The sequence below is a fragment of the Solwaraspora sp. WMMD791 genome, from assembly GCF_029581195.1.
Classification (GTDB): Bacteria; Actinomycetota; Actinomycetes; order Mycobacteriales; family Micromonosporaceae; genus Micromonospora_E.
Window position 1 is genome coordinate 1221979 of the sequence record NZ_CP120737.1, and the last position, 14430, is coordinate 1236408.

General features: G+C 71.2%; 11 protein-coding genes. 5 read left to right on the plus strand and 6 right to left on the minus strand.

Annotated features, from left to right (window positions below):
- The first annotated feature begins 99 nt into the window (after positions 1 to 99).
- Positions 100 to 1110 carry a glucosyl-3-phosphoglycerate synthase gene (locus tag O7623_RS05235; RefSeq protein WP_282227456.1) on the plus strand — a complete coding sequence of 337 codons (1011 nt, stop codon included), beginning with the start codon at positions 100 to 102 and terminating at the stop codon, positions 1108 to 1110.
- Between the two features lie 55 nt (positions 1111 to 1165).
- On the opposite strand, the gene O7623_RS05240 is transcribed toward O7623_RS05235, so the two are convergent.
- From O7623_RS05240 to O7623_RS05250, 3 genes are all read right to left on the minus strand, one after another.
- On the minus strand, positions 1166 to 1315 hold the full coding sequence (locus O7623_RS05240) for a hypothetical protein (protein WP_282227457.1): 150 nt from the start codon (positions 1313 to 1315) through the stop codon (positions 1166 to 1168).
- Between the two features lie 107 nt (positions 1316 to 1422).
- Positions 1423 to 2562, minus strand: coding sequence for a SigB/SigF/SigG family RNA polymerase sigma factor (locus tag O7623_RS05245; protein ID WP_282227458.1), 1140 nt, complete (start codon positions 2560 to 2562; stop codon positions 1423 to 1425).
- A gap of 197 nt (positions 2563 to 2759) precedes the next feature.
- A complete protein-coding gene (locus O7623_RS05250; protein ID WP_282227459.1) occupies positions 2760 to 3866 on the minus strand; it encodes a Vms1/Ankzf1 family peptidyl-tRNA hydrolase in 1107 nt (368 codons plus the stop codon).
- 156 nt (positions 3867 to 4022) lie between these two features.
- Here O7623_RS05250 and O7623_RS05255 point away from each other — a divergent pair, with 156 nt between their 5' ends.
- The 4 genes from O7623_RS05255 (at position 4023) to glgB (ending at position 9343) form a co-directional block, all read left to right on the plus strand.
- Positions 4023 to 4571, plus strand: a complete 549-nt coding sequence (locus tag O7623_RS05255; protein WP_282227460.1) for a hypothetical protein — start codon at positions 4023 to 4025, stop codon at positions 4569 to 4571.
- 186 nt (positions 4572 to 4757) lie between these two features.
- Positions 4758 to 5669, plus strand: coding sequence for a DMT family transporter (locus O7623_RS05260; RefSeq protein ID WP_282227461.1), 912 nt, complete (start codon positions 4758 to 4760; stop codon positions 5667 to 5669).
- A gap of 492 nt (positions 5670 to 6161) precedes the next feature.
- Positions 6162 to 7433: a glycosyltransferase family 4 protein gene (locus O7623_RS05265; protein ID WP_282229317.1), complete on the plus strand. Its 1272-nt coding sequence runs from the start codon at positions 6162 to 6164 to the stop codon at positions 7431 to 7433.
- Positions 7430 to 9343, plus strand: coding sequence for a 1,4-alpha-glucan branching protein GlgB (gene glgB, locus O7623_RS05270; protein WP_282227462.1), 1914 nt, complete (start codon positions 7430 to 7432; stop codon positions 9341 to 9343). The genes O7623_RS05265 and glgB overlap by 4 nt, the downstream gene beginning before the upstream one ends.
- A gap of 75 nt (positions 9344 to 9418) precedes the next feature.
- On the opposite strand, the gene O7623_RS05275 is transcribed toward glgB, so the two are convergent.
- The 3 genes from O7623_RS05275 to O7623_RS05285 form a co-directional block, all read right to left on the minus strand.
- Positions 9419 to 10702, minus strand: a complete 1284-nt coding sequence (locus O7623_RS05275; protein ID WP_282227463.1) for a citrate synthase — start codon at positions 10700 to 10702, stop codon at positions 9419 to 9421.
- Between the two features lie 163 nt (positions 10703 to 10865).
- A complete protein-coding gene (locus tag O7623_RS05280; protein WP_282227464.1) occupies positions 10866 to 12986 on the minus strand; it encodes a sulfatase-like hydrolase/transferase in 2121 nt (706 codons plus the stop codon).
- Positions 12979 to 14421, minus strand: a complete 1443-nt coding sequence (locus O7623_RS05285; protein ID WP_282227465.1) for a methyltransferase — start codon at positions 14419 to 14421, stop codon at positions 12979 to 12981. The genes O7623_RS05280 and O7623_RS05285 overlap by 8 nt, the downstream gene beginning before the upstream one ends.
- Positions 14422 to 14430: the final 9 nt, after the last annotated feature.

Consider the following 14430-nt stretch of genomic DNA (forward strand, 5'->3'; position numbering starts at 1 on the left):
CGGCGACCCGGTGGGCGCACCCCGGCACGACCCGCAGGCATACCTGGTTGACCCACGGGTAGCCCACGTGCAGTCGTGAGGGTCGTCAGGGGGTGGATCATGGGTGACGCACGAACGGGCATCACTGCCACGGTCGAGGACTGGGCTGCCCGCCGGACCGCGTCCGCCGGCCGCTGGACCCCCTGGGAGCTGGCCATGGCCAAACAGGGGCGGCGGGTGAGCGTGGTCCTGCCGGCCCGCAACGAGGAGGCCACGGTGGGCGCGATCGTGGGATCGATCCGCGACCATCTGGTCGACCGGGTGCCGCTGGTCGACGACGTGGTGGTGGTCGACTCGCGCTCGCACGACGCCACGGCGGCGGTGGCCACCGCCGCCGGCGCCCGGGTCGTCAGCCAGGACGAGATGACCCGGGGACTGCCCCGACTGGAGGGCAAGGGCGACGCGCTGTGGGCCGGGCTGGCCGCCAGCGACGGCGACCTGGTCGCCTTCGTCGACGCCGATCTGCGGGAGTTCCAGCCGGCGTTCGTCACCGGCCTGCTCGGGCCGCTGCTCACCGACGACTCGGTGAGCTTCGTCAAGGGTTTCTACCATCGGCCGCTGGTCCGGTCGAGTGACGTCGAGGCCGACGCCGGTGGACGGGTCACGGAGATCATGGCCCGGCCGTTGTTCAACCTCTTCTGGCCGGATCTGGCCGGCTTCGTGCAGCCGCTCGCCGGCGAGTACGCCGCCCGACGCGCTGTGCTGGAGCAGATCCCGTTCGTCTCCGGGTACGGCGTGGAGACCGCCATGCTCATCGACCTGCTCGACGTCTGTGGCCTGGACGCACTCGCCCAGGTCGACCTCGGTGAACGGCGGCACCGTCACCAGAGCACCGAGGCGCTGGGGCGCATGTCGGCGCAGATCCTGCTGACCGCGTGGTCCCGGCTCTACCGCAAGGGCTGGGTGATCTCGCAGCGTCCACCGGGCAGTCTGCTCACCCAGTTCCGGCGCGGCGACGCGGTGGCGCTGAGCAGCCTGGAGCGCGAAATCGTGGTCAGCGACGTGTCCGTACAGGAGCGTCCGCCGCTGGGCCGGCACCGCAACGCGCTCGCCGTAGCGGCCGCCGGCTGAACCGGCACCGACCGCCGGACCGCGCGCGGTCCGGCCGCCCCGCGCGCGGGCCGCGCTAGTTCTTGCTGGGTTTGGTGGCGCTGAAGACCACCAGGCCCACCACCACGCCGATCAGGGCGATCGCCCCGGAGTTCGAGGTGTCCTCCCCGGCGCCGGAGATCCCGAAGGCGAACGTCGCCGCGCCGGCCACGACCGCTGCCATCATGCGATGTCCACGTTGCTTCACGCCTGCGCACGTTACGGAAGGTGACGCCCGAGCGCCGACGGTGCGGCCCGGATGTCCCCCGATCGGGTCACCGTCGGGGTACGGGGTCAGGTGAACAACGGTGCCAGGCCCGCCACGATCAGGCTGCGCCGCACGTACGGTTGCGGATCGGCGATCCGCAACCGTACGGCGGCCCGGCGGGCGGCCTCGTGGCTGGCCAGCAGCGCCGCGATGCCGGCGGCGTCGATGAAGCCGACACCGTCGAGGTCGACGAGCACCTCGTCGGTGCCGGCGGCGCAGACCACGTCCACGAGCGCGCAGCGGACCCGCTCCGCGGCCGACCGGTCCAGTTCGCCCCGGATGCCGACCTGGACCCGGCCGTCGGCCCGGTCCACCGACACCGTCACCGCGTCCGGCGGCTCCGGCGGGGCGCCGGTGGACTCCCACCTCGGCGGGGTGTCGGTGAGCATCGCCTGGCGCAGCCAGGTCAGAGTGCGCGACAACAGCCGGGAGACGTGCATCTGGGAGATACCGAACTCTGCGGCGATGTCGGACTGGGTGTAGTTGCCGTAGAAGCGCATCGCGAGGATCCGGCGCTCGCGGGCGGGCAGCCGGTACAACAGTCCGCTGACGGTGAGCCGGTCGTCGACCGATTCCAGGTCGGCGTCGAGTGCACCGAACATGTCGCCGAGTTCGGCCGGGCCGTCGTCACCGACCGGTCCGTTGAGCGAGGCCGGGGTGTAGCCGGCGGCCGACTCCAGCGCGGCCAGGATGTCCTCCTCGGAGGTCTCCAGCCGCGCCGCCAGCTCCGCCACCGTCGGTGACCGGGACAGCTCACTGGTCAGGACGGCGGTGGCCTGGCTGACCTCGATCGTCAAGTCCTGCAACCGCCGAGGGACGTGTACCCCCCAGGTGCGGTCGCGGAAGTGGCGTTTGATCTCGCCGGTGATGGTGACGGCGGCGTAGGCGGTGAAGGACCCGCGTTCGGGGTCGTAGCGGTCCACCGCCTTGACCAGGCCGAGTCGCGCCACCTGCTCCAGGTCCTCCAACGGCTCGCCGCGGCCGCGGTAGCGACGGGCGAGCCGGCCGGCGAACGGCAACGCCAACTGGACCAGTTCATCCCGCAGGTGATCCCGTCGCCGGCCTTCGGACTGCTCCGCGAAACGGGCCGCATAGGACAGTGCGGCCCCGTCCAGATCCTCCAGCGCGTGTTCCGAACGAGTCGCGGTACGTCGTTGTCCGGACATTCCGCCCCTCCCGGTGATCCGGCTCTGAGCTGCACGTTCCGGTATCCGGGCTCGGTCACCGACCAGGCCCCCTCGCCGGAGCACCGATCCCTATGCCGGACCTTACTGCCAGTGACGGGGCCGCCCAATCCATAGGCGCTAACTGGCGCGAAAATTCCACGCACGGCACCCGGTCGTCGGCGCACCGGTGCCGCGTCTCATCCGGTCGCCGGATCCAGATAGCGCAGCACCGCACCGACGCCGCCGTTGAGGTCCGCCTCTCCCGGGCCTACCAGCACCAGGTCGGCGTCGGTGCCGGCCAACGCCCGCAGCAACGCCGCGTCGGCGCGCACCTCACGCGGCGCGGCCACCGACATGGCGGTCAATTCGTCCGGTTCCAGTGCGATGTGAGTCGGCTCCGGCCCGATCCACAGCCGCTGCGTCGACGACGGATCGTCGACGAGCAGGAGGGTGTCGACCTGCGCCCGCTGCAGGGCGTCGACCACGGCGCCGAGACCGTCGCCGCGGCCCCGCTGAGCGCCGTACCGGTCCAGGGCCTGATCGGTGTGTGCGGCCGCCACCTCGGCGATCGCCTGAATGGTGACCTCGGTCAACGGTTCCGGGTCCGCTCCCACGGCGCGCGAACCGACGTCGGTCTGCACCGTCCGCGACTGCCAGCGACGCGGCAGTTCGCTGATCAGCAACTCGCGGGCCTGTGGGTCACCGGCCACGACGAGGACCTCGGCACCCACCTGGTCGGCGAGGGCTGCGGTGGCGGCCGCGCTGTGCCCGGCGTTGCGCTGCCAGCTGACCTCGGCCGCCCGCTGGAACCGCGCCTGTGACCAGGCCCCCGGGTTGACCTTACGGATCGGGTGGCTGGCCGGACCGGCGACGTTCGCCTGCCGGGGCAGGCCACCGGCGCTGACCGCGTCGATGTCGGCACCGGTCCGGCTGACCAGCACGCGCAACCAGCTGATCTCCTCGCCGCGCTGAGCGACCAGCGGCATCGCGTGGGGCAGCGGCCCCACGGCGGCCAGATCGCGACGCGGCGGCGCGGGCAGGTAGTTCTGCAGGACCACCTCTCCGTCCGTGGCGCTCAACGCCAGACCGTACTCGCCGGCACGGGGAACGTGGCGCAGCACCGCGTGGCCGAGCGCGGCGATCGAGGGCTGGTCCGCACCCTGCTGTTCGAGCTGCTGTCGCAGCGCCCGCCAGCGCAGTTCGAGCGCTTCCACCGCGTCCTCGGTGTCGCGTGACGCGTCCAGGTAGACCGAGGCCCAGGGGCCCGGCCGGGAGTACAGCGGTTGCAGAAACGACAGATCCATGACGCACCCCCTCCTCTCCGGGCCGACATACCCAGCTGGTCGTACAAATCACCGCAAATCAAACCTCAATCGCCCCATGAGTGCCATTCATTCACGGCATTCACTTTCGGCGATCGATACAATCCGTAAATAGGCGACGACTTTGGGTGGTTAGACATGGATCCGGAGCTCTTCCCTGAGCGGGCCGCACACCGGCCGGGACCGATCATCACCGGGCACGTGGTCCGCCTGGTGGGGGGCTACTCGCGGCCGATCAAGGTCGGCCAGCCGATCCTGATCGGCGTCCTCGCGGCAGCCGGCGTCCTCCGGGCCCTCGGTGCCGCCCTGGCGTCACTGCGACTGGCGGGCAGCGGCTCCACCGCCGCCCGACGCAAGTGGAAGCAACTACGGACCGGACCCGAGTTCCTGGTCACGCCGCTGCACATCCGCGACACCAGCGGCGTCCTGTGCGAGATGGAGATCCACGGACACGTACCGCAGAGCGCGCTGGACCCCAGCGACCACGTCCAGGTGACGGTTCGCCGGCAGAAGGATCCGGAGCTACCGCCCCGGGTCGAACGGATCGTCAACCTGACCACCGGCCAGTTCCTGACTCCGCGGACCCCGACGGTCTGGTCACATCTCGGTCCGGCACTGTTGTTCCAGGCGTTCCTCGGGGTACTGGTCGTCGTCGCGCTCGCCGCAGCCGTCCTGGTGCTGCGGTGAGCCGGGCCGACCGGGCCCCGGCCACTAGGTGATCCACCGGGTGCGTCCCTCCACCTGACGGAGGACCCGGCAGGCAGGAGTACTGCGTGAGACGGAGACGACGTCGGGACGACGGACCGAGGCCAGGGCGCCCTCCGTACGGGATCATGGGTCAATGACCCGCCCGCCGCGCCGACAGGCCGGACCGTGACCGCGCTGCTGATCTCCGTGGCGTTCGCCGTCGCCTCGGCCGGCGCGTACGCGCTCGGCGCGATCGCCCAGGAACGGCTCGCGGTGCGTCTCGGCGCACAGACCCCGTGGCGGGACATCCTGCGCGCCCTGCTGCGGGCACGTCGCTGGTGGCTGTCGGTGGCGCTGAACGCCGCCGGCGGGGGGCTGCACGTCGCCGCCCTGGCCTACGGGCCGCTGTCGGTGGTACAGCCGCTCGGTGTACTCACCCTCGTGCTGGCGCTGCCGATCGGTGCCGCCGTCAGCGCCCAGCGGATCACCCGACGGCAGTGGGGCGGGGCCACGGCCACCGTGGCCGGCCTCGTACTGCTGCTGGTGCTGACCGTTCCTGGCAGCGGCGACGGCATGGACGCCGGCGACGCCGACACCCTCGTGCTGACCAGCGCCGCCGTGCTGGTCGCGACGATCGCCGGGACCATCCTCGTACGACGGCCGGTCCCCCGCAGCCTGATGTACGCCACCGCCGCCGGTGTGGCGTTCGCGATAGCCTCGGCGCTGACCCACGCGGTCACCCGGGAGTACGCCGACGGAGGGCCGTCGGCCCTGTTCACACCCACCGTGCCGGCGATCGCGGCGATGGCGGTGGCCGGTGTGCTGCTGTCCCAGCTCGCCTACCGGGGCAGCGGCCTCGGTGCCCCGCTGGCCACCGTCACCCTGGCCAACCCGGTCGCCTCGGCGATCATCGGGGTGGTGCTGTTCGAGGAACGCTTCGCCACCGGCCCGGTCGCGATGACGCTGCTCGTCGCGGCCGGGGCCACCGCGTGCGCCGGTATCCTGCTGCTCGCGCCGCCGGCGGCACCGGCGGCGATACCGACCGAACCGGTCGCCGACGACCAGCCGCCGCGTACCCCGGCGCTGTGCCGACGCTGATCACTACCGCCGGATCCCGGACGCGTCACCGCCGCCCGGGCACCCCCACGCCGCGCGCCGGCCGTGTCTTCGGTCACCTCCGGCCGTTACGGGATGCGAATCCGGTCGTCATGCCGTTTGCTTGAGTACGGGCGACGACGCGCACCGCAGCGCGAGCCCGCCACGACCGGCCGATCGGCCACCCCTACCGCACCTCGTCGGCCGAACGGCCGGCGCACCTTCGCGCGTGCTCGCAGCAGACACCGCCGCACCAGAAACACCTCGCGCACCAGAAAGCAACACCGGAGCACCTCCCGCCCCTGCCGCCGCCGGTGCCGGCACCCGCACCTGCTCGTATGGATGGAGAAGATTGCGATGACCCTGCGGATCGGCGACCAGCTCGCCAACGCACTGGTCACCCAGGACGGTCCGTGCCGTCCGGTCCCGACGTCACGCCCGCACCCGCCGACCGGCGTCGGCGGCGACTCCGCCGACGGTCGCCGCCGCATCCTGATGCTGTCCTGGGAGTACCCGCCGGTACTGGTCGGCGGGCTCGGCCGACACGTCCACGCCCTCTCCGTCGCCCTGGCCAACGCCGGCCACGAGGTCACCGTCGTCACCCGCCACGCCCCCGGCGCACCCCTGGAGGAATACGCCGACGGCGTCCGCATCATCCGCGCCGCCGAAGACCCACCCCTGTTCCCCCTGGCCACCCCCAGCCTCCTCGCCTGGACCATGGCCTTCAACCACACCCTCACCCGCGCCGCCCTACGCGCCACCCAGTCCGCCGAATACGACGTCATCCACGCCCACGACTGGCTCGTCACCCACACCGCCATCACCCTCAAGGAGCACCTCGACATCCCCCTCGTCGCCACCATCCACGCCACCGAAGCCGGCCGCCACCAGGGCTGGCTCCCCGACGAGATGAACAAGTCCATCCACTCCATCGAGCACTGGCTCAGTCACGAGGCCGGCCGGGTGATCACCTGCTCCGGCTACATGCGCGACGAGGTGATCGACCTCTTCGGTGCCCGCGCCGACCGAGTCGACGTGGTGGCCAACGGGGTCGACACCCGACGCTGGCAGGTCCCGGCCGACGCGGTCGCCCACGCCCGCGCACGGTTCGCCGGCGACGGCCCGCTGGTGTCGTTCGTCGGCCGGCTGGTCTACGAAAAGGGTGTCCAGCACCTGATCGCCGCCCTGCCCCGGCTACGCCAACGCCACCCCGGGCTGCGCCTGGTCATCGCCGGCGACGGCCCGTACCGAAGCGAGCTGGAAGCCGACATCGACCGACTCGGTCTGCGTGACGCGGTCACGCTGCCCGGCTTCCTCGGTGGCACCGACCTGCCGGCCCTGATGGCTGCCTCGGACTGCTTCGCGGTGCCCAGCATCTACGAACCGTTCGGCATGGTCGCGTTGGAGGGTGCCGCCGCCGGCGCGCCGCTGGCGGTCGCCGCCACCGGCGGCCTCGCCGAAATCGTCGAGCCCGGCGTCACCGGGATGACGTTCCAGCCCAAGGACACCGACGGGCTGGTCGCGGCGGTCGACGCCCTGCTGGCCGATCCGGACCTCGCCCGGCAGGTCGCCCGGCGGGCCCGGCGGATGGTCACCGACCAGTACGGGTGGGCGGCCATCGCGTACCGCACCGCCGCCACCTACGCCGCCGCCATCGCCCAGGCCTCGGCGTTCGCGACGGAACGGGCGGCCTCTCGGATGGCGCAGGGCCGGGCCACTATCGTCATCCCGGACGGAAACCTCCTCGCTGGCGCGGGGAGCAGGTGACCCCTACCCGGGAGGCCCCGCTGACCGAGACGATCGGCGACTTCGACCTGTATCTGTTCGCCGAAGGCCGCCACGAGCAGCTGTGGCGGATGCTCGGCGCCCACCCGCGACCCGGCGGATGCCGGTTCGCGGTGTGGGCGCCGAACGCCCGCCGGGTCCGCGTGATCGGTGACGGACCCGGCTGGGGTCCGTACGAAGGACAAGAACTGGAGCGGCTCGGCACCGGTGGCGTCTGGGCCGGCTTCGTGCCCGGCGTCGTCGCCGGACAGCGGTACAAGTACCGCGTCCAGGGTGCGGACGGCTCCTGGTCCGATCGGGCGGATCCGATGGCCGCCGCCACCGAGGTGCCGCCCCGGACGGCCTCGGTGGTGTACGAGTCGGGCTACGTCTGGCAGGACGCCGACTGGCTGGCCGCCCGCCGTAGCGACCACCACGCCCGACCGATGGCGATCTACGAAGTGCACCTGGGGTCGTGGCGACCCGGGCTCAGCTACCGGCAACTGGCCGATCAGCTGGTGGACTACGTCACCGACCTGGGCTTCACCCATGTCGAGTTCATGCCGGTCATGGAGCACCCGTTCGGCGGCTCCTGGGGCTACCAGGTGACCGGCTACTACGCCCCCACCTCCCGGTTCGGCACGCCCGACGAGTTCCGGCACCTGGTGGACCGGTTGCACGGCGCGGGGGTCGGGGTGCTGCTGGACTGGGTGCCGGCGCACTTCCCCCGCGACGCCTGGGCGCTGGCCCGGTTCGACGGCACCGCGCTGTACGAACACCCCGACCCCCGCCGGGGCGAGCACCCGGACTGGGGCAGCCTGATCTTCGACTACGGTCGCCGGGAGGTGCGCAACTTCCTCGTGGCCAACGCGCTGTACTGGTTGGAGGAGTTCCACATCGACGGGCTACGGGTCGACGCGGTGGCGTCGATGCTGTACCTCGACTACTCGCGGGGCCCGGGTCAGTGGCTGCCCAACCACTCCGGCGGAAACTCCCACACCGAGGCGATCGAACTGCTCCAGGAGCTCAACGCCACCGCGTACCGGTTGCACCCGGGCATCGTCATGATCGCCGAGGAGTCCACCGCCTGGCCCGGCGTGACCCGCCCGACCGACACCGGCGGGCTCGGTTTCGGACTCAAGTGGAACATGGGCTGGATGCACGACACGCTGAGCTACCTGGCGCGGGACCCGGTGCACCGCAGCCACCATCACGACGAGCTGACCTGGCCGGCCGCGTACGCCCACACCGAGCAGTTCCTGCTGCCGATCAGCCACGACGAGGTGGTGCACGGCAAGGGCTCGCTGACCGCGAAGCTGCCCGGAGACCGCTGGCAGCGGCTGGCCGGCCTGCGCGGCCTGCTGGCCTACATGTGGGCCTTCCCCGGCAAGCAGCTGCTCTTCATGGGCTGCGAACTCGCCGACGAGCAGGAGTGGAGCGAGCAGCGCGGCCTGGACTGGTCGCTGACCCACGACCCCGGTGTCGGCGGGATACAGCGTCTGCTGCGGGATCTGAACGCGGCCTACCGGGACTGCCCGGCGCTGTGGGAGCAGGACACGGTGCCGGCGGGATTCCGCTGGATCGACCACACTGACCGGGACGCCAACACGATCTCGTTCCTGCGCTACGACGCCAACGGCGGCGTGCTGGCGTGCGTGGTCAACTTCTCCGGGATGGCGCGCCACGAGCACCGGATCGGGCTGCCGACGCCGGGCCGGTGGCGGGAGGTCGTCAACACCGACGCCGACTGCTACGGCGGATCGAACGTCGGCAACTGCGGTGCCGTCACGGCGGGCGGTCCCGCGCTGTCCGGCCAGCCGGTCAGCGCCACCGTCGCGGTCGGACCGTTCGCGGCGGTCTGGCTACGCCCCGAACCGGCACCGTCGACGGTGCCGGCCGACGCCCCGGGCTGAAACGAGACGTGTCGCTGATGTGGCGGACCACTCAGATCCGCCACATCAGCGACACGTCGGGGTACGGCAGACCGCTCAGCGCTGCGCGATGGGCACGAAGCCGCGCTCGGCCGGTCCGACGTACAACTGCCGGGGGCGGCCGATCTTGTTGCTGGGGTCGGCGATCATCTCCCGCCACTGCGCGATCCAGCCGGGCAGCCGACCCAGCGCGAACAGCACCGTGAACATCTTCGGCGGGAACCCCATGGCCTTGTAGATCAGGCCGGTGTAGAAGTCCACGTTCGGGTAGAGCTTGCGGGAGACGAAGAAGTCGTCAGCGAGAGCGATCTCCTCCAGCTGCATGGCGATGTCCAGGAGGGGATCCGGCTTGTCCAGCCGGCCGAGCACGTCCTGCGCCGCCTGCTTGACGATCGCGGCCCGTGGGTCGTAGTTCTTGTACACCCGGTGACCGAACCCCATCAGCTTGACGCCGCGTTCCTTGCCCTTGACCCGCCGGACGAACTCCTGGACGTCACCGCCGGAGGCGTGGATCTCCTGAAGCATCTCCAGCACGGCCTGGTTCGCGCCGCCGTGCAACGGGCCGAACAGCGCGTTCACCCCGGCGGACACCGAGGCGAACAGGTTCGCGTTGCTCGATCCGACCAGCCGTACCGTCGACGTCGAGCAGTTCTGTTCGTGGTCGGCGTGCAGCACGAAGAGCATGTCGAGCACCTGTGCGGCGACCGGATCGACCTCGTACCGGGCCGCCGGCACGCCGAACGTCATCCGCAGGAAATTCTCCACGTACCCCAGTGAGTTGTCGGGGTAGAGCAGCGGCTGGCCGATCGACTTCTTGTGCGCGTACGAGGCGATCGTCGGCACCTTGGCCATCAGCCGGACCGTGGAGATCTCCACATGGTCGGTGTCGAACGGGTCCAGGCTGTCCTGGTAAAAGGTCGACAGGGCGCTCACCGCAGAGGAGAGCACCGCCATCGGGTGGGCGTCACGCGGAAACCCGTCGAAGAACCGGCGCATCTCCTCGTGCAGCAGGGTGTGCAGGGAGATCCGCTCGCTGAACGCCGCCAACTGGTCGCTGGTGGGCAACTCGCCGTAGATCAGTAGGTAGCTGACCTCCAGGAACGAGGCCTTGCCCGCCAGCTGGTCGATCGGGTAGCCCCGGTAGCGCAGGATGCCGGCGTCACCGTCGATGTAGGTGATCGCCGACGCGCACGACGCCGTGTTGACGTACCCGGGGTCGAACGTGACGTGGCCGGTCTCCTTCAGCAGCGCGCCGATCTCGATCCCGGGCGGCCCGTCGACGGCCGGCTGCACCGGCATCGACAGTTGGCCACCAGGATGGTCGAGCTTCACATCCGTCATATGGTCCCTCGCTTCGCCGGCAGATCTTCGTCGAGTGCCTCACTTTTTACCGTAATCGTGCGGCGTGGCGCTGCCACAGGGACAGGGCGAGGGTGAGGGATGCGTCACCCGATCAAGTGGCGCCTTCGCCCCAAAACCGGGCAAAAATCAAGACTTGGTACGGTCACCAGCGCCGGACGAGCTGCGTACCGCCGTCGACGACCTCGAACAGCTCGAGACGGTTGTCGCCGGCGCGCAGCATCGATTCGTCCTGGAGCAGCACCGCGAAGCGACGCCCTTTCGCGTCGGGAGCCAGCGCCGGCACCACGGTGGCGATCTCGCCGTTGACCGCGACCGCGATCGGTGCACCGGTCGCCACCGTGGCGGGCAGTTCGCCGTACGCCAGCATCGGCAGCTCCCCACTGGCCGGGTCGACGCCGCTGAAGTCGGCGATGTTGAGAATCTCCGCCCGCACCCCGTCGTCGGTGACCGGGAGGTCCCCGACCGACCGGCCGACCAGCTCCGGCAGCATCGGCGCCGGCAACGGCGGCCCGCCGCGCCCGGTGAGCAACGCGTCGAAGGTCGCCGGGCCCGGCACCGTCACCGGCTGGCCAGGTACGTCGCGGAACTCCTTGTCCGCCCGTTGCCGGGGCGGACACCCGCCGCAGATGCCGTCGACGTCGAAGGGCAGCGTGATGCCGGCGTGCGCGGCGATGGTCGGCAGCAGGTCCACGTGCTCCCAGTTGCGGTCGTCCACCCGGCCACTGCGCTGGCCTGGCTCCTTGACGAACGTGGGCACCCAGAGCACCTCGGCCGGTGCCGCCTCGACCGCGCCCATGCCGCGCCCCTGCGCTCCCTGGGTGAAGCTCACCCCGTGGTCGGCGGTCACGACCAGCAAAGCGTCGTCGTAGCGACCGCTGGAGCGCAGCACGTCGAGGGTCTGCCCGATCAGCCCGTCGGTGTAGCCGAGCTGGGCGAGGTGTCGTTGCCGGGCCAGTTGCACCCAGCCGGCACCCTCGTTCGGGAAGTCACCGGGAGCTTCGTAGCGCACCCCGGACGGCAGGTAGTTCCACGGCGCATGCGGCATCAGCAGGTGCAGAAAATGCAGCGTAGGACCGTCGTCGGGCCGGGACAACCCATCGATGAACTGGGCGAACCGGGCCGGCTGGTGGTCGTTGAGGGTGTGGAACCGAAACTTCGGGTCGCTCGGTACGGCCTCGTCGGCGGCGCTCGCCGGTCCGGTCAGCCCGGCGTCGCGGGCCGTCGGCTCCCGGAAACTCGCGGTCGGATCGTCATGGTTGTCCACCGGCGCGAGAATCTGGCCCAGCAGCTGCCCGGTCTCCCGTAGCAGCACCGGAAGGGTGCTCGTCGCGGCCTGGTCGGTGGCCGGGCACACCTGGGGCGCGCAGAGCTCGGTGATGCTCTCCTGCGCCTTGATGTCGTAGGTGCCGCCGAGCGCGCTGAACAGGTTGTCGGGGTGCTGGGAGTAGTGTGGCGCCACCTCGTGCTGCGGGTACCGGCCGCTGAGCATCGCCGGCAACGCGTACGGCGTCCAACCGCCGACCGCGGTGGAGTTGCGGTACCAGGTCGATCCGGCCGCCAGCTCCGCGAAGTGCGGGAAGCGCTGCGCGTCGATGCGACCGTCCGGGCCGAGCAGCGACACCAGCGGCAGCTCGTCGAGGACCAGGACCACCACCGGGGGATGCCCCGCCCCGGTGGCCGTGCCCGGCCCGGAGCTTTCCTGGCCGCTGGCGAGCACGACCGCAGACGCCGGCGAGGCGAACACGAACAGCGCCACGAACACGATCGGGCCGACCGACGCCAGCCGCAGCAACTGGCCGACTCCGCTCCAGCGGCGGTACGCCCACACTCCGCCCAGCGCGACCATCGTGGCGAGACCGAGCAGCAGCGCACCGCGCAGCGGCGAGATCTGCTTGCCGACCTGTACGGCGAACGCGGCCAACAGCAGCCCGAGGGTGACCAGGTGCGCGACGCGACGCGCCGGCGGGCCGGCCAACCCGGCCGCCAGCCCCGGCAGCCAGCACACCAGTGGCGGTACGACGGTGTAGAAGGCCACCAGCAGCAGGATCTCGGCCGTCCCGGCCCCGTGGAACAGGAAGAAGTCGGGGCTGCGCCCGACGACGTCGAGCAGCGGCTGCGCGACGACCAGTCCGCAGAGCGCGACGATCTCCAGCAGCCGCCGTAGCTCCCCACCGGACCCGGTGCCGACCCCGGCCGGCGGCGCTACCGGCGCCGGATCGAGCGGCGCCGTCGGATCGGCCGGCGCCGGATCGGCGTCAGCCACGGACCACCCCGGCGTAGAGGGTCCGCGTCCCGGACGGGAGCTCCTCCCGTCGGGTGATCTCGTAACGGTCGGCCAGCAGGCGTTCGAACTCGGCCCGGTGGTAGTCGGGGAAGAGCCCGGCCGGCTTGTTGGCGAGCAACTGCTGGGCCATCGGGTCGTCCGGATGCACGAACTCGATGATCAGCTTGCCGGGGCGGCCCTGGTCGGGCAGCATCGCGGTCAGCCAGTCGAGGACCCGGGGCAGCGGCACGTTGCGCCCGATCGCCAGATGGTGCACGACGGCCAACGCCAGCACGGTGTCCGCCCGGGCCCGGGCGAGGAACGAGGCACGCTCGTCGCCGGCCCATCCCCCACCGGGTGAGGGATCGGCGAGATCCATCAGGATCGGCAGGATGCGACGTTGCCCTTCGGCGCGCAGCCGACGGTAGACGTCGTCGACGACCGCCGGATCACTCTCCACCGCGACCACGTAGTCGGCGTGCCTCGCCGCGATCCGTGAATAGGTGCCGTCGTTGGCGCCGAGATCGAAGACCGTCGCGGGCCGCCGGTCAGCCAGCTCCGCGTCGACGAAGGCCGTCTTGACGGTCCGGTCGTCGTCGGAGTACGTACAGGTCTGCTGGTAGTTGACCCAGTGGCTGCGTGGTGGCGCCCAGTCCAGGCGGTCGACCAGCCGGGCGACCGCGCGGACCGTGGCCTGCACGAGTTCGGTGGAGAATCCCGCGTCGCGGATCTCCTCGCGGACCTGGCCGGTGGCGGTGCCGGCGTGCCGGGCCTGGATGGCGTCGTGCAGGTGCACGTGCTTGAACACCCCGGCGCGCCACCGCCGCGTACCGCCGAACAACCGGCGCATCTGGCCGGGCTCGATGCCGTCGATGCGGGCCCGCAGCGACGGCTGGAAGTCCAGCCCGAGGTGGGCCTGGAGCATCAGTGGGTAGAGCATGGTCTGGCAGAACTGCCGGTACCCGGCCCATGGTTCGCCGGCGGCACCGGGTTGGAACGAGCCCACGTCGATGAAGACCGGATCCGCGCCGCGCCACTGCAGGTTGTACGCCGACCCGTCGGTCATGGTCACCCCGTCGGCGAGTGCCGCCTGCAGGATCTCCAGGTGCAGGCGGGCGGCGTCACGCAGCATCGCGAACGACCACTCGTACGGGTAGGACACGAAGGGCACCCGCTCGTGGCGCAGCACTGTCGTCCACCGCCCGGCGGCCTCCGGCGGCACCTCGTCCGCCTCGGCGGGCTCGGTGCCGATCACCTTGCCGGCGGCGAGCAGCGGCGGAAGGAAGGCGCTGGCGGCAACCGCCGACCAGTCCTTCGCGGCCTGGGGACCCAGCCCTCTGAGGACCCGGTCGCCAGCGTAGAAGATCTGGTTCCCGGGATCCCGGAAGGAGCCGGGCTCGTCGTGTGACGTCGAGGTGGTCGGTTCGGAGATCATCGACGTGGT